The organism is Nonomuraea sp. B10E15, assembly GCF_039871615.1.
In the GTDB taxonomy this organism is placed as follows: domain Bacteria; phylum Actinomycetota; class Actinomycetes; order Streptosporangiales; family Streptosporangiaceae; genus Nonomuraea.
Genome location: NZ_JBDPMB010000003.1, coordinates 340,006 through 364,567, shown reverse-complemented (window position 1 = coordinate 364,567; position 24,562 = coordinate 340,006). Strand labels below are relative to the sequence as shown.

Sequence of the window (24,562 nt, the reverse complement as noted above, 5' to 3'; positions counted from 1 at the left end):
ATCACACGAGAAGCGCCACTCCGGCCAGTGAGACGGCGGCGATGACCGCCGTGGCGATGCCTCCGAGCAGCATGACTCGTCCGCCTTTGATCAGTTTTCGCAGGTCGATGCCGGTGCCCAGGCCGAACAGGGCGGCCGCCATCAGCACACCGGTCACCTGGGGGATCTGGTCCGTCACCGCCGCCGGCACCTGCCCGGTGCTGCGCAGGGCGACCATGGCCAGGAACGCCACCACGAACAGCGGCACGACCGGCGGCCGGGACGAGGCGTCCCCGGTGCGGCCGGAGAACAGGGCCACCATGGGGGCGAGGAGGAGCACGCGGCCCAGCTTGACCGTCACGGCGGTGGCCAGGACTCCCGAGGCGGCGCCGATCGCGGCCACCTGGGCGACCTCGTGCACGGCCGCCCCCGTCCACACCGCGAGTTGTGCGGGCGACAGGCCCATGAGGGAGGCCAGGAGGGGGATCGCGGCGATGGCGGCGGTGCCGTACAGGACGACGACGCCGAGCGCGCCGGCGGCGTCGTCATCGTCGGAGGTGTCCGAGCTCTCGTGCATGGCGGCGATCGCGGCGGCGCCGCAGATGGACACGCCGGTCGCGACGAGGAGCGACGTGCCGGGCGTGAGGCCGAGCATGCGCCCGATCCGCGGCGTCACCGCGAACGTCACCCCGGTGGCCACCACCACGACGGCGAGCGTCTGCCAGCCGAGCGCGAGCACCTGAGGCAGCGCGATCTGCAGGCCGAGCAGGGCGACCGCGACCCGCAACACCCGCCTGGAGACGAACGCCAGCCCCGGCTTCAACCGTTCGCCGATCCCGGCCACGTTGGCCAGCGCCGCGCCGGAGGCCACCGCGATCACCGCGGGACTGAGCGCCGGGAAGAACCGGCTGGCGGCCAGCGCGAACACCACCGCGAGCGCGGTCACGGCGACACCCGGCCAGGTCGCGGCGAGGAAGGAGCCGGTACGGCGCATCCGCGCCCGGGCGAGGCGGAGGGTTCGGGATCCCGGCGTGGTGGAGCGGCGAGCCCGCGACCCCGCTGTGGCGGTGTCGTGAGCCCGCGGCTGCGGCCCCGATGGGTGGCGGGCGGCAGCGGGCGAGCCGTCGGTGAGGGACATGATCCCAGTCTTTTGAGCGGGTGGCACGGCCGGTAGGCGCCAGCTGACTGGGAGCCCATAGCCTGGGGCTATGAGTGCACTGCCCGATCTCGACTCCTTGAAGCTGCTGGTCGATGTCGGCGTGCTGGGCAGCCTCGGGCAGGCGGCCAAGGCCGCGGGCATCGCCCAGCCGTCGGCGAGCAAGCGCGTCGCCCACCTCGAACGCCGCCTGGGCCTGCCGCTGGTCGAGCGCACACCGCGCGGGTCGACGCTCACCGCCGAGGGCAGGATGGTGGCGGGCTGGGCCGCGCAGGTGCTGGCCGCCGCCGAAGAGTTGATGCGCGCCGTGCAGGCCGTGCGGCACGGAGAGGCGGCGCATCTGCGGGTGGCGTCCAGCATGACCGTGGCCGAGTATCTCGTGCCGAGGTGGCTCGGTGAGCTGCAGAACCGGGAGCCGGACGTGCCGGTCGGGCTCGACGTGGTCAACTCCGCCGACGTCGCGGCGCGGGTGCTGGCCGAGGACGTGGAGCTGGGGTTCGTCGAGGGGCCGAGCGTGCCCGAGGGGCTGGACAGCCGGGTCGTGGGCACCGACAGGCTGGTGGTCGTGGTGGCGCCCGGCCATCCGTGGGCGCGGCGCCGCACGGCGCTGCGGGGCGTGGAGCTGGCCGCGACGCCGCTGGTGGTGCGGGAGCCGGGGTCGGGGACGCGGGAGACGCTGGACGTGGCGTTCAAGGGCCTGCACCAGGCCAGCCCGCGGCTGGAGCTGGGGTCGAACGCGGCGGTCAAGGGAGCCGCGCAGGCGGGAGCGGCGCCCGCGGTGCTCAGCGGGTACGCGGTGGAGGCCGACGTGGCGACCGGGCGGCTGGTGGAGGTGCCGCTGGCTGGGGTGAATCTGGTCAGGAGCCTGCGGGCGGTATGGCGCCGCGGCCGTCCCCTCACCGGCCCTGCCGCGATCCTGCTCGCCATCGCCAGCCGTCCGTGACCGTTCCGGGCGTTGACGGATGGTGTGGTTTGCGCCTTATGGTGCGTGGATGGGCGCTTATGACGTGATCGTGGCCGGCGGCGGGCACAACGGGCTGGTCGCCGCGGCGTACCTGGCCCGGGCGGGACGGCGGGTGCTCGTCCTGGAGCGGTACGGCCACGTGGGCGGCCTGGCGGTCTCCACCCGGGCCTTCCCCGGAGTGGACGTGCGCCTGTCGCGCTACTCCTACCTCGTCAGCCTCCTGCCCCGCGAGATCGTCCGCGACCTGGGGCTCGACCTGGAGCTGCGGCGCCGCCGCCACGCCTCCTACACGCCCAGGGGCGGCACGGGCCTGCTCGTCGACAACGAGGACGCGGCACGTACGGCGGCCTCGTTCCGCGCCGTCACCGGAGGGGAGGCCGACCACGAGGCCTGGCGGGACTTCTACGGCATGACCGCGCGGGTCGCCCGCGCTCTCGCTCCCACCCTGCTCGAACCCCTGCGCGCGCCGGCCGAGATCGAGCGGCTGGTCGGCGCGCAGGCGTGGCGGGACCTGTTCGCCAGGCCGATCGGCGAGACCGTGGACGAACGTTTCGCCGACGACACCGTGCGCGGCGTCGTGCTCACCGACGCGCTCATCGGGACGTTCGCCGACCCCGCCACCGACCTGTCGGCCAACCGGTGCTTCCTCTACCACGTGATCGGCGACGGCACCGGCGACTGGAACGTCCCCGTCGGCGGCATGGGCGCGGTCTCAGGGGCGCTGGAGGCGGCGGCCAGGCGGGCCGGCGCCGAGATCAGAACCGGCGCGGAGATCGTCGGGATCTCGCCGTCCGGGGAGGTCGCGTTCGTGACGGAGGACGGCGAGCACACGGTGAACGGCGGGCACGTTCTGGTCAACCTGCCGCCCGCGGTGCTCGACCGGCTGATGGGCCGGCCGGCGGAGGTGCCCGAGGGAGCGCAGCTGAAGGTCAACATGGTGCTGTCGCGGTTGCCACGGCTGAAGGACGCGCAGGTGGATCCGCGCGCCGCCTTCAGCGGTACGTTCCACATCAACGAGGGACGCGACCAGCTCGCCGGGGCGTACGCCCAGGCGGCCCGAGGGGAGATCCCGGAACTGCCGCCCGCCGAGGTCTACTGCCATTCCCTGACCGATCCGTCCATCCTCGGCCCCGAGCTCAGGGGCAGGGCCGAGACGATGACGCTGTTCGGGCTGCACATGCCCGCCCGACTTTTCCGGAAAAATCCGGATCAGGCCCGGAAGCAGGCGCTGGAGGCCACCTTCGCGTCCGTCAACGCCGTCCTGGCAGAACCTCTGGAGGACTGCCTGCTCAAGGCCCCCGACGGCACCCCGTGCGTCGAGGCCAAGACGCCCGTCGACCTCGAGAAGGACGCCGGGCTTCCGGGCGGCCACATCTTCCACGCCGACCTGAGCTGGCCGTACGCCGAGCAGGGCCGCTGGGGCGTGGAGACCGAGCACGAGCGCGTTCTCGTGTGCGGCGCGAGCGCCCGCAGGGGCGGCGGCGTGAGCGGGATCGGCGGCCACAACGCCGCCATGGCCCTGCTCGGCCGCTGATCGCCGCTAACCGTCCTCGGAGACCAGCTTGGTGGCCACCTCCAGCGCCACCGCCACCCGCTCCGCCTCCGACAGGTCCGTGTCGACGAGGAAGGGCACGTTGCCCAGGATCACCGCGATCACCGCGAGCCTGGCCTCGAACCGCCGCACCGGGCTCGCCTCCGGGGGCACCAGCAGGGACAGCATGCTGATCAGGCTCTGGCGCATGCACTCGCCGGCCGGCAGCTCGCGCATCACCCCCTGGTTCACCTGAGCGAACTGGAACAACGGCCGCCACTGATCAGCCAGCAACTCCGCGATCCGCCGCAGGATCTCCTGCTTCGACTCGGCGGTCATGGGCTGCTGCCTGGCCCAGGTCACCAGCTCGTCGATCGAGTCGACCAGCCGGTCGACGACGCCGGCGAGGATCGCCTCCTTGGTGCGGAAGTGGTAGTAGAGCGCGGGCCTGGTGATCCGCAGCCGCTCGGCGACCTCCTGGAGCGTGGTCTTGTCGTATCCCCGCTCGGCGAACAGTTCCAGCGCCACCTGCTGGATCCGCTCTCTCGTATCCGTCCGCCGTCCAGCCATTCCGCTCCCATCACTTGACCGCCGGCCACTTCATTGCTTACTTTCGCGTAAGTAATGAATGACGCCGGACTCGTTGGGAGCAGACTATGGCCGAGAACTTCCCCGTCCCGCGCACCTGCCCGTTCGCACCTCCACCCGCGTACGAACGCATGCGCGAGCAGGCCCCGCTCGTCCGCGCCAGGCTGCCCCGCGGTGAGGCGTGGCTGATCACGCGGCACGCCGAGGCCCGGCAGGTGCTCTCGGGCGCGGGCATCAGCACCAACCCCGCCACCCCCGGCCACCCGAGCGGCGCGCTGAGCAGGGAGCCCTCGACCCCCGAGCAGGACGCCGCCATGGCGAAGTTCGCCATCGGCCACTTCATCGACCTGGACCCGCCCGAGCACGGCAGGTTCCGCCGGCTGCTCATCCCCGAGTTCACCGTCAGGCGGATGAGAGAGCTGCGACCCGGCATCCAGCACATCGCCGACGAACTCGTCGACGACATGATCGCCAAGGGGCCGGAGGCCGAGCTGGTGGAGGCGTTCGGGCTGGCGCTGCCCTCGCTGGTCATCTGCCGGCTGCTCGGCGTCCCGTACGCCGACCGCGAGTTCTTCCAGTCGCGGACCCGCAGGATGATCTCGGCCGGCGTCGGCCAGGAGGCGCGTCACGCCGCGGTGATGGAGATCAGGGGCTTCCTCGACGCGCTGGTCACCAGGGCGGAGGCGGATCCGGAGGACAACCTGCTCGGCCGGCTGATCGGCACCGGGCGGCTCAGCCACGACGAGATCGTGGGCGTGATGTTCCTGCTGCTCGTCGCCGGCCACGAGACCACCGCCAACATGATCCCGCTCGCCGCGCTCACGCTCATGCGCCACCCGGCCCAGCTCGCCGCGCTGCGCGCGGACCCGGACCTGTGGCCCGCGGCCGTCGACGAACTGCTGCGTTACCTCTCGGTCGTGGACTGGGTGGCGTTCGACCGCGTGGCCATCGAGGACCAGCACATCGGCGGGCAGCTCGTCAGGAAGGGCGAGGGCATCTTCGTGCTCGGAGCCTGCGCCAACCGGGACGAGCGGGCCTTCGAGCGGCCGGACGAGTTCGACATCGGCCGCTCCGCCCGGCACCACGTGGCCTTCGGCTACGGGGTGCACCAGTGCCTCGGCCAGAACCTGGCCAGGGCCGAGCTGGAGATCGCGCTGCGCACGTTGTTCGAGCGGCTGCCCGGGCTGCGGGTCACGGTGGCGGACGAGGACGTGCCCGTCAAGCACGAGAGCCCCATCCTCGGGCTCAAGGCGTTGCCCGTCGCGTGGTGATCCACGGAAAAGAACCGAGGGCGTTCATCACCTTTTCATGATGAACCTCTAGCGTTTGCAGCATGAGTGAGCCCGCACGGTTGCTGGTGGTGGACGACGAGCCCGCGTTGCGCGAGGCGCTCCAGTCGAGCCTCGAGTTCGAGGGCTACAAGGTCGTCACGGCCGGCGACGGGCACGCGGCGCTGGAGGCCCTGGCGAGCGACTCGTTCGACGGGGTGCTGCTCGACGTCATGATGCCGCGCCTCGACGGGCTGACCGCGTGCCGCCGGCTGCGGGCGTCCGGCAACCACATCCCCGTCCTCATGCTGACCGCCCGCGACGCGGTCGGCGACCGGGTCTCCGGGCTCGACGCGGGCGCCGACGACTACCTCGTCAAGCCGTTCGAGCTGGACGAGCTGCTGGCCAGGGTACGCGCGCTGCTGCGGCGAGGCGCGCTCAGCGCCGGACCGGCCGAGAACGGCGACGCGCTCACGTACGACGACCTGCGCATGGACCCCGCCACCAGGGAGGTCACCCGCGGCGAGCGCAGGCTCGACCTGACCAGGACCGAATACCTGCTGATGGAGCTGTTCCTCGCACATCCGCGCCAGGTGCTGACCAGGGACCAGATCCTGAGCGAGGTGTGGGGATTCGACTTCGAGCCGACCTCCAACTCGCTCGACGTCTATGTGATGTACCTGCGGCGCAAGACCGAGGCCGGGGGAGAGCCGCGCGTGATCCACACGGTGCGCGGCGTGGGATACGTCCTGAGAGCGGCGCCGTGAGACGAGGGAGCCTGAGGTCCCGCCTCACCCTCCTCGTCACGGTGGCCGTGGCGCTGGCCATCACGGTGTGCGCGGGCATGTCGTGGTTCATCGTCCAGGACCAGCTGATCAAGCAGCTCGACCAGACCATCATGGACCCGGAGGAGTCAGGGGACAGGGACTTCCTCCTCCACCACTGCACTCCTGAGGGCTCGTCCGACGAGTACGCCGGCATGGCGATGTTGTTGCGCGCGGACGGCACCACGTGCTCGCTCGGCGCGCCCATCCTGTGGACGGAGGAGGACCTGACCCTGGCGGCCGACCGCCGCGAGCCGATCTGCCGTGACGGCGTGACCCGCGACGGCAAGCCGGTCCGCGTGGTGATCTCGAACTTCTCCCCTGGCACCGCCGTTCTGGAGGCGGCTCCGCTCTACCACACCAGGCGCACGCTGCGGAACACCGCGTTCGCGCTGGCGGCCGTCGCGGCCCTGGGCGTGTTCGGCGCCGCGTGGGCGGGCCTGGCCATCTCGCGCGCCGGGCTCCGCCCGGTCGGAGACCTCACCAAGGCGGTCGAGCACATCGCCCAGACCGAGGACCTCGGCACCCGCATCCCCGTCAAGGGCAACGACGAGATCGCCCGGCTGAGCTCGTCCTTCAACGCCATGACCGCGGCGCTGGCCGGATCCCGCGAGCGCCAGCAGCAACTCGTCGCCGACGCCGGCCACGAGCTGCGCACCCCTCTCACCACCCTGCGCACCAACATCGACCTGCTGCTGCGCAGCGAGCAGACCGGACGCAGCCTCGACCCCGGGGCGAAGGAACGCCTGCTGGTCAACGTGAAGGCGCAGTTCGCCGAGCTGTCCACGCTCGTGGGCGATCTGCTCCAGCTGGCCAGGGGCGACGCCCACCACGAGCCGCACGTCGAGCTGGCCTTCCACGAGGTCGTCACCGCCGCCGTGGAGCGCGCCCGGCTGCGCGGCGCCGAGGTCGTCACCGACCTGAGCCCGTGGTACGTCGTCGGCGCCGCCGCCTCCTTGGAACGTGCCGTGCTCAACCTCATCGACAACGCCGCCAAGTTCAGCCCGGAGGGCCAGGTCGAGGTGAGCCTGCGCGGCGGCCGGCTGACCGTGCGGGACCACGGCCCGGGACTGCCCGAGGAGGACCTGCCGTACGTGTTCGAGCGCTTCTGGCGCTCGCCGTCGGCGCGCGGGCTGCCCGGGTCGGGGCTGGGCCTGGCGATCGTGGCGCAGGCGGTCGCGGAGGCGGCAGGAACGGTACGCCTGGAGAACGCGCGCGGCGGCGGAGCGATCGCAACCATGGATCTGCCGGGAACTCCCGATCCGCGGCCGACAACAAGGCCGTATGAGGGGCGAAATGAGGGGCGAAATGATGGCCCGGAGAATACGTCTGGCTAATTTATTCGGATAGGTCCGAATTTATGCCGCCAATAGCCCGCTGACCAGGGGAAACTTTCTTCGGTTCCCTTCATGGCCGACGCCCGGCAAGGTATTCTCGTGGCAAACGAACGGGACCGGAGAGCCATTACATCCCCGGTCCCTGCCTTCAAAGGTAGGGGAGATCGAGTTGAGCTACAAGGACGCGGCTGTCAAACTCGCTAACGAGTTGGCCACCGAGTTCGTCAACATCCGGGCGGATCGCATGGAATTGGGACAGCAGCTCACCGAGCGCGTCAACGGCGTGGGCTCCCGCGTCAAGGTCGTCGACGGGAAAGTCACCACTCTCGACGCGAAGGTCGACACCTTGGACAGCAAGATCGATGCCCTGGACGGCAGGGTGGGGTCGCTCGGGACCAAGGTCGACGCCCTGGATGCCAAGGTCGACGCCAAGTTCGCGGAGACCGACCGCAGGCTCGACAAGCTGGAGAGCAAGGTCGACGCCAAGTTCGCGGAGACTGACCGCAGGCTCGGCAAGCTGGAGAGCAAGGTCGACGCCAAGTTCGCGGAGACTGACCGCAGGCTCGGCAAGCTGGAGAGCAAGGTCGATAGTCTGGAGAGCAAGGTCGACGGGCTGCAGGGGACGCAGCTCGAGATGCTGGACATCCTCGTCGCGATCCGGCGCAAGCTCGACGTGAACTGAATTCGAGCCCCTCCCGAAGGGCGGGCCCGCACGCCATGCGGACCCGCCCTTCGCGTGCGCAGGACCCCCGGACCGGGCACCCGGCCACCGGACGCCCTGCGCGCCCCCTGCCCGGCGGATTTTCGGGCCTTGTGACCTTCCGCGGCGAACGGGTGGTCGGGCGCGGGATCGGGTTTCGGTCTTGACAACGATGTCAGAGGCATCCTTGATGGTGCTATGGGCGCACCGCTGATCGCCGCCCGCGGGATCGTGAAGAGCTACGGCCACGTGGAGGCGCTGCGTGGCGCGGACTTCGCGGTGCGACCGGGCGAGGTGGTCGCGCTGATCGGCGACAACGGCGCGGGTAAGTCCACCCTGGCGAAGATCCTGTCAGGCGTCGAACGGCCCGACACGGGCACGATCGAGGTCGACGGCCGGCCGGTGGCGTTCGGATCGGCCGACGAAGCCAGGGGCGCCGGCATCGAGACCGTCTACCAGGACCTCGCGCTCTGCGCGGAGCTCAGCCCGTCCGCCAACTACTTCCTCGGCAGGGAACGGCTCAGGCCGGGGCTGCTCGGAATGCTGGGCGTGCTGGACAACGCCGCCATGCGGCGCGAGACGCGGGAGGCGTGCGAGCGGCTGGGCGTACGGCTGAAGTCGGAGACGGCGCCGGTCTCGACGTTGTCGGGCGGGCAGCGGCAGGGGGTCGCGGTGGCCAGGGCGGTGGGATGGGCACGGCGGGCGGTGTTCATGGACGAGCCGACCGCGGCGCTCGGCGTGGTGCAGACGCGGCGGGTGCTCGACCTGATCAGGAGCGTACGCGACGCGGGCGTGGCGGTCGTGCTCATCAGCCACAACATGCAGGACGTCATGGCGGTGTCGGACCGGGTGGAGGTGTTGCGGCTGGGCCGCAGGGTGGCCAGGTTCGACACCGCGCGCGTCTCGATGGAGGAGCTGGTCGGCGCCATGACCGGCGCACTCGAACAGGCCGGTCCCGACGGGCGGCCGGACGACGCCGGGCAGGACGCCGCAGATGGGGACGGAGCGGAGGACGGGCCCGGGCGGGGCGTCGCGGGTGGGGACGGGCCCGGGCGGCGCGGCGCGGGGGCGGACGGACAGGAAGACGGCCGATGAGCCGCCTCCGGTTCGGCGCCCCGCAGGTCGTGTGGATCGGCCTGGTGCTGGCGGGGCTGTTGGTGACGTTCTCGGTGCTCGCGCCGCGCACGTTCCCCACCTCGTTCAACGTGCTCAACCTGGTCAGCGACGCGGCCATCCTGCTGCTGCTCGCCGCCGGCATGACGTACGTGATCATCACGGCGGGCATCGACCTGTCGGTGGGCGGGGTGCTGGTGTTCTCGGCCGTGTCCGCGGCCAAGGTCATGGAGGCCACCGGGTCGCTCGCGCTCGGCGGCCTGGCCGCCCTCGTGGCCGGGCTGGCCTGGGGAGTGCTGAACGGCGTGCTGATCGCCATGGGCCGTATCCCCGCGCTCATCGTGACGCTCGGCACCCTCGGCATGTCTCTCGGCGGCGCGCTGCTGCTCACCGGCGGCGTCGACCTGCGCGCCCCCACCGAGCTCAACCTCGGGCTCGGCCTGGCCCGCTGGCTGGGCGTGCCGGTGATCGTGTGGATCTGCGCCGCCATCACCGCGGCCCTGGCCCTCATGCTCGCCTGCACCCGGTTCGGCCGCCACACGTACGCGATCGGCTCCAACGTCGAGGCCGCCCGGCGTGGCGGCGTCGCCGTGCGCGCACACCTGGTCAAGGTGTACGGGCTCGCGGGGCTGCTGGCGGGCCTGGCCGGCTGCCTGTCGCTGGCCAAGTACGGCATCACCGGCGTGTCCGCGCACTCCACCGACAACCTTCAGGCCATCGCGGCCGTGGTGATCGGCGGGACGTCCCTGTTCGGCGGGGTCGGCACGGTGGCCGGCACGGTCATCGGCGTCTTCATCCCCGTCGTGCTGCAGAACGGCTTCCAGATTCTCGGCGTGCGGCCGTTCTGGCAGCAGGTGGTGGTGGGCGCGGTGCTCGTCGCCGCCGTCTACGTCGACCAGTGGAGGCGCAGGGCCCGCGACCGATAGGAGGAGGCACCAGCATGCGCAAGATCACGGCCGCGCTCGCGGCGACGATGATGATCGCCGCCTGCGGCGGGCAGGGGAGCGAGGCGGGCGGCGACGACCAGACCAGGGTCACGCTCGTGCAGGGCCTGGCCGGTGAGGAGTTCTACGAGACGATGGCCTGCGGCGCGAAGGCCAAGGCCCAGGAGCTGGGCGTGGCGCTCGACGTGCAGGGGCCGCAGAAGTTCGATCCGACGCTCCAGACGCCGATCGTCAACTCCGTGACCGCGAGCGCGCCGGACGCCATGCTGATCGCGCCGACCGACGTCAAGGCGATGATCGCGCCGCTGACCCAGGCCAAGCAGCAGGGCATCAAGATCATCCTGGTGGACACGGTGGTCGAGGACGAGAGCATCGGCCTGTCGCGGATCAGCACCGACAACGTCAAGGGCGGCGCGGCGGCGGCCCAGGCGCTGTCGGAGCAGATCGGCGGCAAGGGCAAGGTGCTGGTCATCTCCACCGACCCCGGCGTCAGCACCGTGGACGCGCGGATCAGGGGCTTCGAGCAGGAGATCACGGCGAACCACCCGGACGTCGACCATCTCGGGGTGCAGTACTCGCACAACGACGTCGGCGAGGCGTCCAGGATCGTCAACGCGGCGCTGGCGAAGGATCCCGAGCTGGCCGGGGTGTTCGCGGCGAACCTCAACTCGGCCACCGGTGCGGGCTCGGCGCTGCGGCAGGCGGGCAAGCTGGGCGAGGTCAAGATGGTGGGGTTCGACGCCGGGCCCGCGCAGGTCAAGCAGCTCAAGGACGGCGTCGTGCAGGCCCTGATCGCGCAGTTGCCCGGCGACATCGGCGCCAAAGGCGTCGAGCAGGCGGTGGCCGCGGTCAAGGGGCAGCAGGTCACGGCGTCGATCCCGACGGACGCCACGATCGTCACGGAGGAGAACGTCGACCAGCCGGAGGTGCAGAAGATCCTTTACCGGGCGGGGTGCTGATCCGGGCCGGCAGGACGGAGGGGAGCCGGGAGCGGAGCCTGACCTAGGCCGGCAGGGCGGCGAGGAGGAAGGCGAGCCGGGCGGCGGCGGACTCGACGTCTTCCGAGGTGCCCAGGCGGTAGCCCCAGGAGGTGATGAACGCGCCCTCGTCGGAGCAGGTCACGGTCTCGGCGAGGGTGGCGGAGAAACGGTTGCGGACCGACACGTAGGCAGGGTCGCTGGACAGGGCGAGGCTCTGGACCGACAGGTCCGCGTGACGACCCGCGTGCCAGGCGAACCGCTCGAGGCAGAGCGCGGTATCAAGCATCATGCGTCACCTCCGCAACGTCTCGCGACAGAATTGCACGATCTTGGGGCGGGAGGCAAGCAATTGCTGCGGTTAATGTGCGGTTTGTTTCCGGTAATCGTGAAGGATCCTGATGATGACCTCCCGCCCGGACTCCTCGAACTCGGCCACCTTCGCGAAGTCGTCGAACGCCCGGACGTAGAAGGCGATGTCGTCGGGGTCGCGCAGGATGAGGTCCTTCGTCATGGTGGCCACGCCGACCATGGAATCGTTGTAGATCCAGAACCCGTTGACCGGGTTGGACGGGAACTCGGCGTCGAAGGGGATCACGCCGAACTCCACGTTCGGCAGCGTGCTGACGGCCAGCAGGCGGTCGAGCTGGCCGCGCATGACCTCGGGCGGCGCCAGGAGGGTGCGGAGCGTGGACTCCGACACCACGAACCGGAACGTCCTCGTGCGGTCGTAGAGGATCTCCTGGCGCTGCATGCGCACCCGGACCGCCGCGTCGATCTGGTCGGCGGCGCTGTAGAGGCGCTTGACCTTGCGGAACACGTGCCTGGCGTATTCGGAGGTCTGCAGCAGGCCCACGATGATGCCGGGCTCGAACACCCGGAACAGCTTGGTGCGCGCCTCCAGGTCGCGGACGTCCTCCTGGAGGGCGGCCAGCCCGCTGCGGTGGCGCTGCTTCCAGTCGTCGTGCCGTTCGAGCAGCGCGATCGCCTGCCGGATCAGCTCGTCGGTCGTGTCGGGCGAGGCGCGTACGGCCTGCGCCCACACGACCACGTCGTCCTCGGTGGCGGTCTGCCTGGCGTTCTCCAGGCGCGAGACCTTGGACGGTTGCCAGCGCAGCTGCTCGGCCAGCTCCTTGCCGGACAGCCGGGCCGCCTCGCGCAGCTGGCGTAAATGGCTGCCGAGGTCGATCCGCGCCTGCTGAAAGGACGTCACGCCGCAAGAGGCTAGCCCTGCTTGCGTCGATCATGCCAGTGGGGTGCGCAATTGTGATCAGCCGGTAGCCGTGGGTGTTCCTCCGCAGGTGGGGAAAGCGGTTGCCGAACCGTCGGTCAGGACCCGGCGGGCGATTTCGGTGATGAGCTCGCGGGGCACCTCGACGGCGCCCTCGCCGTCGAGCACGTCGCGAAGGTCCGCGAGCGCCTCCGCGTCGGTGACCTGGAGGCCCTGGACGACGATGGTGCCGCGGTCGGTCTCGTACAGGGTGGGACAGGCGCCCGCCTCCGAGGTGGACCCGAGGAACCGCATACGCATGACGATCCTTCCCCGATGAAAGATGCAATTGCGCGCAATTGTATGGCTCGGGGGTCTATGTGTGATCGTTTCTCCGAAAATCGTGATATTTGGTCAGTTGAGCGTGCCGCCCTTGAGCTCCTGGGCCCGCTCGAACAGGCCGAGCGTCACCGCGTACCAGTCGATGGCCGACATGTCGCGCTCGGACAGTGCCGCGTAGGAGGCGATGATCTCCTGCGGCGCGGGCAGTCCCGGCACGTGGTCGTCGCCCGCCGGCCATCCCCGCGCAAGCGGGACGAGAGGCCGCTCCCTTCGGGAAGCGGAGGAGTCACGAGGTAGAACACCGGCTCCCGCGCGGCCACCAGCGCGGGGGCGGGCACCGGCGTGCCGTGCGGCGCCGCCGGGGACCGGCGTGGCCCCCGTGATCGGGACCGGCGGCGGCCCCTGATCGTCCATCCACGCGCCGGGCTCGTCGAGGTCGATGGCGCCGGCGTCGACGTGGATGGAGGTCATGTGCCGCCCTTCGGCCAGAACGATGTTCTGGTGGGGGCCCTATGCGGGCCCCGCGAACCGGGTCAACCGAGTGCCTGCATGAAGGGGAGGAACTGGCGTGACCGGTCTCCGGGCAGGTCGTCGCCGCGCACCATGAACGCGACCTCCCACGGCTCGCCGATGCCGTGCTCGCCCGCCCACCGGATCATGGACTCGTGGGCGAGGTCGAAGTCCATCCGCACCTCGCCGCCCGCGTCGAGCGCCAGGTCGCCGATCAGGGCGCGCGCCGTCTCCTCGTCGCCGGCCACGACCGGGCCGATCACGGTGTTGTCGTCGTTGCGCCAGCACTGGCCGAAACCGCCGGCCGCCACCCTGACCTGCTCGCCGAACGTGAACATCCGCCGCAGCGCCGCCGACCTGTCCATGCCGAACACCTCGGCGTCGAGCGCGAGGACGGCGTCGAGGTCGGCTGCCGTGGCGGGACGGGTCAGGCCCGAGGGCTCGCCCGCGAAGACGCCCGTGTGCTTGGCCACCCGGCCGACCGTCCGGAAGCCGAGCTGCTCGTAGAGCGGCCGGCCCTGCCCGGTGGCGTGGAGGAAGACGGTGCGGTCGCCGGCCTGGTCGAGCACGTGCCGCATGAGCGCGCGGCCGAGGCCCTGCCTGGCGTAGCGGGACGCGGTGAGCACCATGCTGATCACGGCGTGCCCGTCGCCGTAGGGGGTCAGGACGTTGCACGCGGCCAGGCCGTCGCCGTCAGGGGCGTCGATGCCGTACGGCTCGCCGATCTCGAACAGCAGGCGCCACTTGTGCTCCTCGGGCGGCCAGTCGCGGTCTTTGGCCAGGCGGACGCAGTCGTCCAGGTCATGGATGGTGAGGCGGCGCATGAGACCTCATCCTGCTGCATCGGCGGACATGATCTCAAAAGGTTTCTGCAGCAGGATGAAGGCATGGAGTGCGTTGTGGCGGTTGATGTTGGCGGCACCACCATGAAAGGCGGACTTGTCACCCGCGACGGGACATGTCTGCATGTCGAGCGGCGGCCCACCCCGCGCGCCGGCGGCCCTGAGCGCGTGATCGCGGCCGTCTCCGCCTTCGTCGCCGACCTCGCCCGGCCCCGGCCCGGAACACGCCCGCAGGCGGTGGGGCTGGTGGTGCCCGGTCTCGTCACGGCGGAACGGGCCGTCTTCTCGGCCGCGTTCGGCTGGCGGGACGTGCCCGCGTCGTCGTTCACGGACGTGGACATGCCGGTGGCGCTCGGGCATGACGTCCGCGCGGCCGGGGAGGCGGAGCTGGCCTACGGGGCGGGCGGGGACGACGTGCTCTACCTGCCCATCGGCACGGGCATCGCGGGCGCGGTGGTCCTGTCCGGGTCGCCGTACGGGGGCGCCGCCGGATGGGCCGGGCAGATCGGCCACATCCCGGTACGGCCCGGCGGGGCGGCCTGCGGGTGCGGGCAGCGGGGCTGCCTGGCGGCGTACGCGTCGGGCGGCGCGGTCGCGGCCCGGTACGGCGCCGGCGGGGCCGAGGAGGTGGTGCGGCGAGCCTCGGAGGGAGACGCGGCGGCCGGGCGGGTGTGGGACACGGCCGTGGAGGCGCTCGCCCTGGCCCTGGCCACGTACACGCGGCTGCTGGATCCGGCGGCCGTCGTCATCGGCGGCGGGGTCTCCCACGCGGGCGACGCCCTGATCGTCCCCCTCCGGGCCCGCCTGTCAACCCTCCTGTCCCCTCATCCGCCGTCCCCGTCCCTGCCGGCCGACGGGCGGTCAACGTCGCAGGAGGCGGCGGCACACGCGCGGTCGTCGCCGGGGGCGCCGGAGCGGCGGGTGCAGGAGCGGCGGGCGCCGGAGGTCAGGGCGTCGGCGCTCGGGGCTCGGGCGGGGGTGCTGGGCGCGGGGCTGCTGGGGTGGCGGATGGCCGGCTCAGTCCAGGAGCGCCGTGGGGATGCGCAGAGGCCGGGCGCGTAGCTCCTCGCCCAGCGCCTTGGCCTGCGGGTCCATGCGCGGGCTCGCCGCCACACCCCGGCCCAGGAGCCCGTGGATGACGAAGTTGAGCGCCTTGAGGTTCGGCAGCTCGTAGCGGTCGACGCGGTACGCGGCCAGATGCGGCAGGAGGCGCTTGAGCCGGTCAGGGGTCAAGGTGGCGGCCAGCCACGCGTAGCGGTCCGGTGTCCCGGCCCAGACTCCCAGGTTGGCGTTGCCGCCCTTGTCGCCGGAACGGGCCCCCACGATGCGCCCCAGCGGCATCCACACGGTCTCCTCACCCGCGACGCCGCCCGTGCCGTGCGCGTCCTTCTCGTGCGCGGCGCCTGCCGGGGCGGGGTGGGCCGCGCCGGGCGCCCGGACGGAGGCGGGATCCGCGGTCCGCTGGGGGGTGGCGGGGTCGAAGGGCTCCGACGTGAGCGGGGCTGCCGGGGCGGGGAGGGAGGACGGAGGGTGAGGACCGGCGGGGACGGCGGGGACGGGTATCTCCGCGCCGTTCACGAAGACCTGCGGGCGCACGCCCGAGGCCGGGACCAGGACCGGCCAGTAGACCCCGTACGGCGTGGCGTTGCCGGGCGGGGTGAGGCCGTAGAAGCCCGGGTAACCGGCCAGCCCCGTCTCGACCACGGCCGAGGAGAAGGCCCGCCCCGCCGTGCGTTCGTCTGCGTCCATGACCGTGATCCGCAGCAGGCCGGACTCCGTGAGCGTCACGTCCACCGCGTCGAACGACTCGCGCGGGATCCGCGCCCAGACGGCCTCCTCCGCCACCCGGGCCTTGGCCTCCATGTCGAGCCCCGTGAGGACGAGGGTCATGGTGTTCCGGTAGCCGCCCAGGTAGTTGACGGCGACCTTGAGGGTGCCGGGCGGCGGCTCGCCCCGGACCCCGGAGACCAGCACCCGGTCGGGCCCGTCGCCGGCGAGTGTGATCGTGTCGAACCTGGCCACCACGTCGGGGCCGAGGTAGCGGGGGCCGCCCACCTCGTACACCAGCTGGGCGGTGACCGTGCCGACCGAGACCAGGCCGCCCGTGCCGGGATGCTTGGTGATCACGGCGGATCCGTCCGGGCGGAGCTCCGCGAGCGGGAAGCCGCAATGGGCCAGATCAGGCACGTCCTGGAAGAACGGGTAGTTGCCGCCCGTGGCCTGGCAGCCGCACTCGATGATGTGCCCTGCGACCACCGATCCCGCCAGCGGGTCGAGGTCGGCGGGGCCCCAGCCGTACCGCCAGATGCCGGGCCCGGTCACCAGGGCGGCGTCGGTGACGCGGCCGGTCACCACCACGTCCGCGCCCGCCGACAGGGCGGCGGCGATCGGGCGGCCGCCCAGGTAGGCGTTCGCGGTCAGCGGGGTGGCGTCAAGGCGCTCGCCGGTGTCGGCGTTGACGAGGTCGAGGGGCGTGCCGGTGAGGTCGTCGCCGGTGACGTGGGCGACCGAGGGGGACAGGCCGAGGCGGGCGGCCAGCTCGTGCACGGCCTCCGCGCACCCGGCGGGGTCGAGGCCGCCCGCGTTCGTCACGATCTTGATGCCCCGGTCGAGGCAGGGCCCGAGGACGTCCTCCAGCTGCCGCAGGAACGTCGGCGCGTAGCCGGCGCGGCCCTTGAGCCGGTTGCCGGCCAGGATCAGCATGGTGAGCTCGGCGAGCCAGTCGCCGGTCAGCACGTCGATCGGCCCGCCCTCGACCATCTCCCTGGCCGCGGAGAGCCGGTCGCCGTAGAAGCCGCTGCAGTTGGCGACGCGCAGGGTCATCGCGTGGCCCAGGTGGGCGGCCGCTTCTCCATGTACGCGGCGATGCCCTCCTGGCCCTCCTCCGAGGTGAAACGCTCGGCGGACAGCGTCGTCATCTGCCGCAGCCCTTCACGGAACGACATCGCCGGCACCTGCCTGACCAGCTGCTTGGTGAGGGCCAGCGCCTCGGGAGCGCCCTTGATCAGCAGGTCGGCGTAGTGGGCGACCGCCGCGTCCAGCTCCTCCTCCGGCACGGCCTTGGAGATCAGCCCGATCTCCGCGGCCCTGGCGGCGTCGAAGACCTCGCCGGTCAGGAAGTATTCGGCGGCGGCCCTCGGGTCGAGCCTGCGCAGGACCGGCACCGAGATCATCGCGGGCACCACGCCGAGGCGTACCTCCGTGAACGCGAACGACGCCGTCACCGGCGCGACCGCGAAGTCGCACGCCGCCACCAGGCCGAGGCCGCCGGCCCGCGCGGTGCCGTTGAGCCGGCAGATCACCGGCTTCGGGCTCTCCCAGATGAGGGTGAGGATCTCCGGGAACGACGCCGTCACCGGCGCGTCCGGCTTGCCGTCGGCCGCGCGCTGCTCCTTGATGTCGGCTCCCGAGCAGAACACCTTGCCCGTGGCCGTCAGCACGATCACCCTGGCCGCCGGCTCGGCCAGCGCCCGGTCGAGCCGCTCCCTCAACTCGCCGAGCAGGCGGACGGACAGGGCGTTGCGGTTGGGCGGCGAGTCCAGCGTGATGGTCGCCACGCCCGCGGCCAGGTCCTGGTGGACCAGGGTCATGTGCTCTCCTCCTGAATGATCGCCAGCACGGCTCCCGCCTCGACCTGCCGGCCTTTCTCCACGTGTACGCCGGACACCACGCCGTCGGCGGGGGCGGCGACCCGGTGCTCCATCTTCATGGCCTCGAGCACCAGCACCGGCTGGCCCTTGGCGACCCGGTCGCCGGCCGCCACCTCGACGCGCAGCACGCTGCCCGGCATGGGGGCCAGCAGGGACCCCGGCGCGACGTGCTCGACCGGCTCGGGCAGCCGGGGGAGCGGGGTCAGCACGGCGCAGCCGCCCGCGTGGTCGACGTAGACCTTCGGGTCGCCGTCGTACCGGGCCACCTCGAAGGTGTGGCGGACGCCGTCGTGTTCGAGGACGACGGTGTCCGGTCCGGCGCCGAGCACGGTGACGTTCTCGGGGAGCGGGTCGTACACGGTCTCGGCCTCGGCGAAGCGGGCGCGGCGGGGCTGGGAGCGCACGTTGCGCCAGCCGCTCGGCAGCCCGGCCAGCACGCGCGCGTCGCGCCGGTTGGCGGCGGCCAGGGCGAGGGCGGCGGCCAGCGCGGGCAACTCGCCCGCGGTCTCGGCTGCAGCCTCGCCGGCCGGTTCGGGCTGAGGGCGGGCGGTGGTGCCGTGGACGGGGCCGTCGGGGTCAAGGAATCCGGTATGAGTCTCACCGGCCAGAAAAGCCGGATTTGTCAGGACTCGTACGAGCAAGTCGCGATTAGTGGTGACCCCGTGGAGCTTCGCCCGCCGCAGCGCCGTCGCCAGCCGCCGCACCGCCTGCGCCCGCGTCGAGCCGTGCGCCACCACCTTGGCCAGCATCGCGTCGTAGTGCGGCGACACCACGGATCCCGACTCGACGCCCGCGTCCACGCGCACGTCCCCGGGCACTTCGAACCGCCGCAACACCCCCGTCTGGGGGAGGTAGGCGTCGTCCTCCGCGTACAGCCGCGCCTCGACCGCGTGCCCCGCGGGCCCGGGAGGGCTCGCGGGCAGCGCGACCCCCTCGGCGATCTCCAGCTGGAGCCGGACGAGATCGACGCCGTGGACCAGCTCGGTCACGGGGTGCTCGACCTGGAGCCGGGTGTTCATCTCGAGGAAGGCCACCCGGTCGCCCTTGACCAGGAACTCCACCGTCCCGGCTCCGACGTGGCCGACCGCCCGCGCGGCCCTGACGGCGGCCTCGAACAGGCGCTCCCTCAGCCCGGCGGAGATCCCGGGCGAGGGGCACTCCTCGACGACCTTCTGGTGCCGCCGCTGCACGCTGCACTCGCGCTCGCCCAGCGCCCACACGGTGCCGTGCCGGTCGGCCAGCACCTGGACCTCGACGTGCCGGGCCGCCTCCAGCAGCGGCTCCACGAACACGGCGCCGTCGCCGAAGGCCGCCGCCGCCTCCCGCTGCGCCGACCCGATCTCCCGCGCGAGCTCGCCCGGCTCGCGCACGACGCGCATGCCCCGGCCGCCGCCACCGGCGGACGCCTTCACCAGCAGCGGGAACTCGCCAGGAGCGGCCGGGTCGAGCGACGGCAGCACCGGCACCCCGGCCTGCGCCATCAGCCGCTTGGCCGCGATCTTGGACCCCATGGCCGCGATGGCCGCCGGCGGCGGGCCGACCCACACCAGCCCGGCGTCGAGCACGGCCTGCGCGAACTCGGCGTTCTCCGACAGGAAGCCGTACCCGGGGTGCACGGCGTCCGCCCCGGCGGCGCGGCACGCGGCCAGGATGAGCCCGGCGTCCAGGTACGTCTGCGAGGGATGCGCGCCCGGCAGGCGTACCGCGAGATCGGCCTCGGACACGTGCGGCGCGCTCGCGTCGGGGTCGGAGTGCACCGCCACCGTGACGATGCCGAGCGAGCGGCAGGTGCGGAAGACGCGGCGGGCGATCTCGCCCCGGTTCGCGACGAGCAGGCGGCTGATCACGGGCGGAACACCCCGAATCCCGCCGGCTCGGGCACCGGCGCGCTGTTGATCGCCGACAGGCACATGCCCAGCACGGTGCGCGTGTCGCGCGGATCGATGACCCCGTCGTCGTAGAGGCGCCCCGACAGGAAGAACGCCAGCGACTCGGCCTCGATCTGGGCCTCCACCATCTCCCGCATCGCCGCGTCGGCCTCCTCGTCGTAGACCTGCCCCTTCGCCTGCGCCGACGCCCGGCCCACGATGGACAACACGCCGGCGAGCTGCGCGGGCCCCATCACCGCCGACTTGGCGCTCGGCCAGCTGAACAGGAAGCGGGGGTCGTAGGCCCGCCCGCACATGCCGTAGTTGCCCGCGCCGTACGACGCGCCCATGACGATCGTCAGATGGGGAACGGTCGAGTTGGACACCGCGTTGATCATCATCGCGCCGTGCTTGATGATGCCGCCCTGCTCGTAGTCCTTGCCGACCATGTAGCCGGTCGTGTTCTGCAGGAAGACGAGCGGCGTGCGCGACTGGTTGGCCAGCTGGATGAACTGCGTGGCCTTCTGCGACTCCTCGCTGAACAGCACGCCCCGGGCGTTGGCCAGCACGCCGACCGGATAGCCGTGGATCCGCGCCCGGCCCGTCACCAGCGAGACGCCGTACGCCGGTTTGAACTCCTCGAACTCGCTGCCGTCCACCACCCGCGCGATCACCTCCCGGGGATCGAACGGCACCTTCAGGTCCTCGGGGACGATGCCGAGCAGCTCGTCCGCCGGATAGGCCGGCTCCCGCGCGGGCAGCGGGACGGCGCCCCGCTTGCGCCAGCCGAGCGAGCGCACGATCGAGCGCCCGATGCGCAGCGCGTCGTGCTCGTCCTCCGCCAGGTGGTCGGCGAGCCCGCTCACCCTGGCGTGCATCTCCGCCCCGCCCAGCGACTCGTCGTCGGACTCCTCGCCGGTCGCCATCCTGACCAGCGGCGGCCCGCCCAGGAACACCTTGGCCCGCTCCCGCACCATCACCACGTAGTCGCTCATCCCGGGCACGTAGGCGCCGCCGGCGGTGGAGTTGCCGAAGACGAGCGCGACGGTCGGGACGCCCGCAGCCGACAGCCGCGTCAGGTCGCGGAAGATCTGCCCGCCGGGGATGAAGATCTCCTTCTGCGTCGGCAGGTCCGCGCCGCCGCTCTCGACCAGATTCACGTACGGCAGGCGGTTGCGCAGCGCGATGTCCGCCGCGCGCAGGGACTTCTTCAGCGTCCACGGGTTGGAGGCGCCGCCGCGGACGGTGGGATCGTTCGCCGTGATCACGCACTCGACGCCCTCGATCACGCCGATCCCCGAGACCATGCTCGCCCCGACGGGGAAGTCGCTGCCCCACGCGGCCAGCGGCGACAGCTCCAGGAAGGGGGAGTCGGCGTCGATCAGCAGCTCGACGCGTTCGCGCGCGAGCAGCTTGCCCCGCGCGCGGTGCCGCTCGACGTACTTCTCGCCGCCCCCGCCCACCGCCCTGGCGTGCTCGGCGTCCAGCTCGGCCAGCTTGGCCAGCATCGACGCGCGGCGCCGCTGATGTTCCTCGCTCGCGGGGTCGAGCCTGCTCCTGATCATGCGCCCTCCTCCGGGCGCGCCGAAGGTGACGTGCACGTCAACCCGATCGCCCGCGCCCACAACCGCGTCAGATGGTCGACGGCCGTCTCCTCCGCGGCCTGCTCGCCCAGGTCGAGCCAGACGTGGGCGAAGTGCTCGACCATCCCGCCCAGCATGACCGCGGTCAGCCGGGGGTCGAGCGCCGGGTCGGCCAGGCCCTGCTCCTGCAGCCGCCGCAGCCCGTCGGCGCCCCGGCGCACGAACACCTCGCGCAGTTCGAGCAGCAGTCGCCCGAACCGGTCGTCGCCGGTCGCCGCCTGCTCGAACATCCGCACCAGCCGCGAGTTCGCGGCCCAGGCCCGCAGGTAGAGCCGGTTGGCCGCCTCGATGCGGGCGTAGGGGTCGGCGGAGGCGGCCGTGCCCACGACGCTCGCCGCGAACATCTCTCCGACCACCGCCTCCGCGACCTCGCCGAACAAGGCCTCCTTGGAGCCGAAGTACGTGTAGAAGGTGCCGTGGGAGACCCCGGCCCGCACGCACACGTCGTCGACCCGCACGGCGTCGTATCCGTGCTCCTCGAACGCCTCGCGCCCGGCCTGCAGCAACGCGGCCCGCGTGCGCCTCCCCCTGGAGGTGGACGCCGGAGACTTGACGATCACGTCAGCCACGCTAGCGCACGAGAGCGCTCAGGTCACCGGGCGCGGAGACTCCGCGCGGGCCCGTACGCGCGAGGCCCGGCTGCCGGGTCAGCCGCAGTGGCTCCAGCCGGACTTCCAGCTCTGCAAGCCCCACGAACCGCCCCAGATCACGCACTTCTTCTTCGCCGCCAGCCTGACCGGGCCCGCGTACGCCGAGAACTTGCCCGGGTTGCTCGCCTTGCCGCCCTTCTTGACCTGGAGCAGCGCGTTCATCTGCATCTTGCCCGTCCCGACCAGCTGCGACATCGTGACCACGCAGTTCTTGCCCGACTTCGCGTTGTACGCGAGGTGGATCGTGGCGTTGCTGCCCAGCGCGTGCGAGTCGATGACCTTGTAGCCGGAGCCGCACACCTTGGTCACGGTGTAGGGGTTCTTCTTGGGAGCGACCTTCCTGGGCGCGGCGGCCTGCTTGGGCCGCTTGAAGACCGGGATGGTCCGCGTGGGGCCCGCGGTCGGGCGCGCGGTCGGCTCCGCGTTGGGCTCGACCATCGTCTTCTTCTTTTTCTTGGTCGGCGTGGGCGTCGGCTGCGGCCTGCGGGTCTGCGGGACCGGCGGCGGGGTGTAGCGGTTCGGCCGGGGGGTGACGGTCTTCTTGGGCTTCCTGGGCTTCTTGGTCGTCGGGTCGATGTCCAGGGTGGGGACGGGGACCGTCTCCATCGGGGTGACGGAGGCGGGCGGCTTGCCGGGCTGCCCGGCGCCCGAGCCGTCACCCGGCGTGCTGGTCGTCGAGTTGCCCACCGGCACGACCGGGACTTCCTGGCTGTTCGCCTGCACCACGACGGCGCCGACGACCACGAGCAGGGCCGCGGCGGCGGCGCCCGAGAGCGCGAGGGTCAGCGTGCGGCGCTGCTTGGCGTGCGGGCCGTCACCCGGCCTCGGCGAGCCGCCGGGAGTTCCCTGCTGGAACCCGCCGCCCGGGGGCATGCCGGGGCCGTGCGGCGGCATGCCGGCTCCGGCGCCCTGCGGGCCACTCTGAGGGCCACCCTGCTGGCCACCCTGGGGCGCCCCCGGATACGGGGAGCCGTGCGGTCCCTGGGGCGTACCGTGCGGGCCTTGAGGACCCTGCGGGTGTTGCGAGCCCTGGGGACCTTGGGGGCCGTTCTGAGGGGCTCCCGTTCCGGGCATCGCCGGCTGCTGGCCTCCCGGGGATCCGGCCGGATGGTGCGGTCCAACGGGACCGCCGCCGGAGTGCGGGGCGTTGTGCGCCAGACCCGCCTGGACGGGGCCCGCCTGGACCGGGACATGGGGGACGGGTCCGCCGAGCCCCGGGGTGTGGCCTGCGCCCGGTACAGGGCCGCTCTGGCCAGGGTTGCGCACGGGGCCGCTCTGGCCCTGCCCGGGGACGGGGCCGCTGTGGCCCGGGTTGCCCTGGCCGGGGACGTTCGGGATGGGCCCGCTGAGGCCGGGGTTGTGGCCGGCGCCCGGGACGGAGCCGCCCTGGCCGTGCTGGGCGGCCGCGGGGGGCGTGACGTACTGGCCGGTCTGCGGGGGTCCCACGGGCTGCGGGCCGGTCTGGAGCGGGCCGCCCACGAGGTGAGGGCCGGTCGGCTGCGTCCAGGGGCCGGGGTAGACGTCCTCCGAGGGCGCCGCCTCGCCACCCGGACCGTTCTCGGCTTCGGGACCGCCGCCCTCCGGCTGCGCCGGCGCAGCGGACTGGGTGGCGCCGAACTGCCGGCCCACCGGTTCGATGGCGGTCTTCGGGGCCGGCTGGCCGGTGAGGTTGACGATGAGCTCGTCGGCGGAGGGCCGCTGCGCCGGGTCCTTGGACAGGCAGGCGGCCACCAGCTCGGCGAGCACGCCCTCCATCCTGCCGAGCTCCGGCTCCTCGTTCAGGATGCGGTTCATCACCACGGGGATGGAGTCGGCGCCGAACGCGGGTTTGCCCGTCGCCGCGAACACCATCGTGACGCCCCAGGCGAACACGTCCGCGGCCTCCGACACGGCCGCGCCGGTGAGCTGCTCGGGCGCCAGGTACGACGGCGTCCCCATGGCCATGCCCGTGGCCGTCGCACCGGGGGAGTCGAGCGCGCGGGCGATGCCGAAGTCGATCACGACGGGCCCTTCGGGGCCCATGAGCACGTTGGCGGGCTTGAAGTCGCGGTGCAGGATGCCGGCGCGGTGGATGGCGGCGAGCGCGGTGGCCGTGCTGATCGCGAGCCGTTCGAGTGCCGCACCCCGCCGCGGTCCCTCGTTGATGACCAGCTCGCGCAGCGAGGGCCCGGGGACGAACTCGCTCACGATGTACGGGCGGCTGCCCTCCAGGTCGGCGTGGAGCACGGGGGCGGTGCAGAACCTGGCCACCCGCTGCGCCACCGCGACCTCGCGCAGGAACCTCGTCCTGGCGTCCGTGTCGGCGACCAGGGCGTTGTGCAGCAGCTTGACGGCGACCTGTTCCCCCGAGTCGCTCTCGCCAAGATAGACGATCCCCTGGCCGCCCTCGCCGAGCCGGGCGACGATGTCATACGTCCCCAGCCGCCGCGGATCGTCCGCCTCCAGCGGCTGGAACTGATTCACGTC

The 24,562-nt window shown here is 72.3% G+C and carries 23 protein-coding genes; 10 read left to right on the top strand and 13 right to left on the bottom strand.

Features of this window, described 5'->3' with window-relative positions; translation table 11 throughout:
- Position 1: 1 nt before the first annotated feature.
- Positions 2–1,117, bottom strand: a complete 1,116-nt coding sequence (locus ABGB14_RS14570; protein WP_347644146.1) for a putative sulfate exporter family transporter — start codon at positions 1,115–1,117, stop codon at positions 2–4.
- A gap of 70 nt (positions 1,118–1,187) precedes the next feature.
- Between ABGB14_RS14570 and ABGB14_RS14565 the strand changes: the two genes are divergently transcribed.
- Positions 1,188–2,078 (top strand): LysR substrate-binding domain-containing protein, encoded by an 891-nt coding sequence (locus ABGB14_RS14565; protein ID WP_347644145.1) that lies wholly within the window; start codon positions 1,188–1,190, stop codon positions 2,076–2,078.
- A 49-nt stretch (positions 2,079–2,127) separates the two neighbouring features.
- Positions 2,128–3,633, top strand: coding sequence for an NAD(P)/FAD-dependent oxidoreductase (locus tag ABGB14_RS14560; protein WP_347644144.1), 1,506 nt, complete (start codon positions 2,128–2,130; stop codon positions 3,631–3,633).
- A 6-nt stretch (positions 3,634–3,639) separates the two neighbouring features.
- Here the strand turns inward: ABGB14_RS14560 and ABGB14_RS14555 are convergent, their stop codons facing one another.
- On the bottom strand, positions 3,640–4,200 hold the full coding sequence (locus ABGB14_RS14555; RefSeq protein WP_347644143.1) for a helix-turn-helix domain-containing protein: 561 nt from the start codon (positions 4,198–4,200) through the stop codon (positions 3,640–3,642).
- An 86-nt stretch (positions 4,201–4,286) separates the two neighbouring features.
- On the opposite strand from ABGB14_RS14555, the gene ABGB14_RS14550 reads away from it, so the two are divergent.
- The 7 genes from ABGB14_RS14550 to ABGB14_RS14520 all read left to right on the top strand — a co-directional run bounded on the left by ABGB14_RS14550 (position 4,287) and on the right by ABGB14_RS14520 (position 11,363).
- A complete protein-coding gene (locus ABGB14_RS14550) occupies positions 4,287–5,489 on the top strand; it encodes a cytochrome P450 (RefSeq protein WP_347644142.1) in 1,203 nt (400 codons plus the stop codon).
- Positions 5,490–5,551: 62 nt separating this feature from the next.
- Positions 5,552–6,253, top strand: coding sequence for a response regulator transcription factor (locus ABGB14_RS14545; RefSeq protein ID WP_347644141.1), 702 nt, complete (start codon positions 5,552–5,554; stop codon positions 6,251–6,253).
- Positions 6,250–7,647, top strand: a complete 1,398-nt coding sequence (locus tag ABGB14_RS14540; protein ID WP_347644140.1) for a HAMP domain-containing sensor histidine kinase — start codon at positions 6,250–6,252, stop codon at positions 7,645–7,647. The genes ABGB14_RS14545 and ABGB14_RS14540 overlap by 4 nt, the downstream gene beginning before the upstream one ends.
- Before the next feature lie 169 nt (positions 7,648–7,816).
- Positions 7,817–8,329: a hypothetical protein gene (locus ABGB14_RS14535; protein ID WP_347644139.1), complete on the top strand. Its 513-nt coding sequence runs from the start codon at positions 7,817–7,819 to the stop codon at positions 8,327–8,329.
- A 216-nt stretch (positions 8,330–8,545) separates the two neighbouring features.
- Positions 8,546–9,442, top strand: a complete 897-nt coding sequence (locus tag ABGB14_RS14530) for an ATP-binding cassette domain-containing protein (protein WP_347644138.1) — start codon at positions 8,546–8,548, stop codon at positions 9,440–9,442.
- Complete coding sequence (locus ABGB14_RS14525; protein ID WP_347644137.1) at positions 9,439–10,386, top strand: ABC transporter permease; 948 nt, start codon at positions 9,439–9,441, stop codon at positions 10,384–10,386. The genes ABGB14_RS14530 and ABGB14_RS14525 overlap by 4 nt, the downstream gene beginning before the upstream one ends.
- A 14-nt stretch (positions 10,387–10,400) precedes the next feature.
- Positions 10,401–11,363, top strand: a complete 963-nt coding sequence (locus tag ABGB14_RS14520) for an ABC transporter substrate-binding protein (protein WP_347644136.1) — start codon at positions 10,401–10,403, stop codon at positions 11,361–11,363.
- Positions 11,364–11,406: 43 nt separating this feature from the next.
- On the opposite strand, the gene ABGB14_RS14515 is transcribed toward ABGB14_RS14520, so the two are convergent.
- From ABGB14_RS14515 to ABGB14_RS14495, 5 genes are all read right to left on the bottom strand, one after another.
- On the bottom strand, positions 11,407–11,673 hold the full coding sequence (locus tag ABGB14_RS14515) for a hypothetical protein (RefSeq protein WP_347620896.1): 267 nt from the start codon (positions 11,671–11,673) through the stop codon (positions 11,407–11,409).
- A 69-nt stretch (positions 11,674–11,742) separates the two neighbouring features.
- On the bottom strand, positions 11,743–12,594 hold the full coding sequence (locus ABGB14_RS14510; RefSeq protein ID WP_347644135.1) for a helix-turn-helix transcriptional regulator: 852 nt from the start codon (positions 12,592–12,594) through the stop codon (positions 11,743–11,745).
- Positions 12,595–12,651: 57 nt separating this feature from the next.
- Entirely contained in the window at positions 12,652–12,912 is a 261-nt protein-coding gene (locus ABGB14_RS14505; RefSeq protein WP_132598580.1) for a hypothetical protein, read from the bottom strand.
- A 93-nt stretch (positions 12,913–13,005) separates the two neighbouring features.
- Complete coding sequence (locus tag ABGB14_RS14500) at positions 13,006–13,404, bottom strand: hypothetical protein (protein ID WP_347644134.1); 399 nt, start codon at positions 13,402–13,404, stop codon at positions 13,006–13,008.
- 62 nt (positions 13,405–13,466) lie between these two features.
- Positions 13,467–14,267: a GNAT family N-acetyltransferase gene (locus tag ABGB14_RS14495; protein WP_347644133.1), complete on the bottom strand. Its 801-nt coding sequence runs from the start codon at positions 14,265–14,267 to the stop codon at positions 13,467–13,469.
- 75 nt (positions 14,268–14,342) lie between these two features.
- On the opposite strand from ABGB14_RS14495, the gene ABGB14_RS14490 reads away from it, so the two are divergent.
- Positions 14,343–15,347, top strand: a complete 1,005-nt coding sequence (locus ABGB14_RS14490; protein ID WP_347644132.1) for an ROK family protein — start codon at positions 14,343–14,345, stop codon at positions 15,345–15,347.
- Here ABGB14_RS14490 and ABGB14_RS14485 read toward each other — a convergent pair.
- From ABGB14_RS14485 to ABGB14_RS14460, 6 genes are all read right to left on the bottom strand, one after another.
- Positions 15,303–17,108 carry an acyclic terpene utilization AtuA family protein gene (locus tag ABGB14_RS14485; protein WP_347644131.1) on the bottom strand — a complete coding sequence of 602 codons (1,806 nt, stop codon included), beginning with the start codon at positions 17,106–17,108 and terminating at the stop codon, positions 15,303–15,305. The two genes, ABGB14_RS14490 and ABGB14_RS14485, sit on opposite strands and share 45 nt — an antisense overlap.
- Positions 17,105–17,875 (bottom strand): enoyl-CoA hydratase-related protein, encoded by a 771-nt coding sequence (locus tag ABGB14_RS14480; RefSeq protein WP_347644130.1) that lies wholly within the window; start codon positions 17,873–17,875, stop codon positions 17,105–17,107. The genes ABGB14_RS14485 and ABGB14_RS14480 overlap by 4 nt, the downstream gene beginning before the upstream one ends.
- The gene (locus tag ABGB14_RS14475) at positions 17,872–19,782 is read right to left on the bottom strand and encodes a biotin carboxylase N-terminal domain-containing protein (RefSeq protein WP_347644129.1); all 1,911 of its coding nucleotides are present in this window, start codon (positions 19,780–19,782) and stop codon (positions 17,872–17,874) included. Before ABGB14_RS14475 ends, ABGB14_RS14480 begins: the two co-directional genes overlap by 4 nt.
- Positions 19,779–21,368, bottom strand: coding sequence for a carboxyl transferase domain-containing protein (locus ABGB14_RS14470; protein WP_347644128.1), 1,590 nt, complete (start codon positions 21,366–21,368; stop codon positions 19,779–19,781). Before ABGB14_RS14470 ends, ABGB14_RS14475 begins: the two co-directional genes overlap by 4 nt.
- Positions 21,365–22,006, bottom strand: coding sequence for a TetR/AcrR family transcriptional regulator (locus ABGB14_RS14465; protein WP_347644127.1), 642 nt, complete (start codon positions 22,004–22,006; stop codon positions 21,365–21,367). The genes ABGB14_RS14470 and ABGB14_RS14465 overlap by 4 nt, the downstream gene beginning before the upstream one ends.
- 87 nt (positions 22,007–22,093) lie before the next feature.
- Positions 22,094–24,559, bottom strand: coding sequence for a protein kinase (locus tag ABGB14_RS14460; RefSeq protein WP_347644126.1), 2,466 nt, complete (start codon positions 24,557–24,559; stop codon positions 22,094–22,096).
- Positions 24,560–24,562: the final 3 nt, after the last annotated feature.

Coding starts and splice junctions, on each gene's coding strand:
- ABGB14_RS14570 (WP_347644146.1), bottom strand. CDS start 1,117: ATGTCCCTCACCGACGGCTCGCCCGCTGCCGCCCGCCACCCATCGGGG.
- ABGB14_RS14565 (WP_347644145.1), top strand. CDS start 1,188: ATGAGTGCACTGCCCGATCTCGACTCCTTGAAGCTGCTGGTCGATGTC.
- ABGB14_RS14560 (WP_347644144.1), top strand. CDS start 2,128: ATGGGCGCTTATGACGTGATCGTGGCCGGCGGCGGGCACAACGGGCTG.
- ABGB14_RS14555 (WP_347644143.1), bottom strand. CDS start 4,200: ATGGCTGGACGGCGGACGGATACGAGAGAGCGGATCCAGCAGGTGGCG.
- ABGB14_RS14550 (WP_347644142.1), top strand. CDS start 4,287: ATGGCCGAGAACTTCCCCGTCCCGCGCACCTGCCCGTTCGCACCTCCA.
- ABGB14_RS14545 (WP_347644141.1), top strand. CDS start 5,552: ATGAGTGAGCCCGCACGGTTGCTGGTGGTGGACGACGAGCCCGCGTTG.
- ABGB14_RS14530 (WP_347644138.1), top strand. CDS start 8,546: ATGGGCGCACCGCTGATCGCCGCCCGCGGGATCGTGAAGAGCTACGGC.
- ABGB14_RS14525 (WP_347644137.1), top strand. CDS start 9,439: ATGAGCCGCCTCCGGTTCGGCGCCCCGCAGGTCGTGTGGATCGGCCTG.
- ABGB14_RS14520 (WP_347644136.1), top strand. CDS start 10,401: ATGCGCAAGATCACGGCCGCGCTCGCGGCGACGATGATGATCGCCGCC.
- ABGB14_RS14515 (WP_347620896.1), bottom strand. CDS start 11,673: ATGATGCTTGATACCGCGCTCTGCCTCGAGCGGTTCGCCTGGCACGCG.
- ABGB14_RS14505 (WP_132598580.1), bottom strand. CDS start 12,912: ATGCGTATGCGGTTCCTCGGGTCCACCTCGGAGGCGGGCGCCTGTCCC.
- ABGB14_RS14500 (WP_347644134.1), bottom strand. CDS start 13,404: ATGACCTCCATCCACGTCGACGCCGGCGCCATCGACCTCGACGAGCCC.
- ABGB14_RS14495 (WP_347644133.1), bottom strand. CDS start 14,267: ATGCGCCGCCTCACCATCCATGACCTGGACGACTGCGTCCGCCTGGCC.
- ABGB14_RS14485 (WP_347644131.1), bottom strand. CDS start 17,108: ATGACCCTGCGCGTCGCCAACTGCAGCGGCTTCTACGGCGACCGGCTC.
- ABGB14_RS14480 (WP_347644130.1), bottom strand. CDS start 17,875: ATGACCCTGGTCCACCAGGACCTGGCCGCGGGCGTGGCGACCATCACG.
- ABGB14_RS14470 (WP_347644128.1), bottom strand. CDS start 21,368: ATGATCAGGAGCAGGCTCGACCCCGCGAGCGAGGAACATCAGCGGCGC.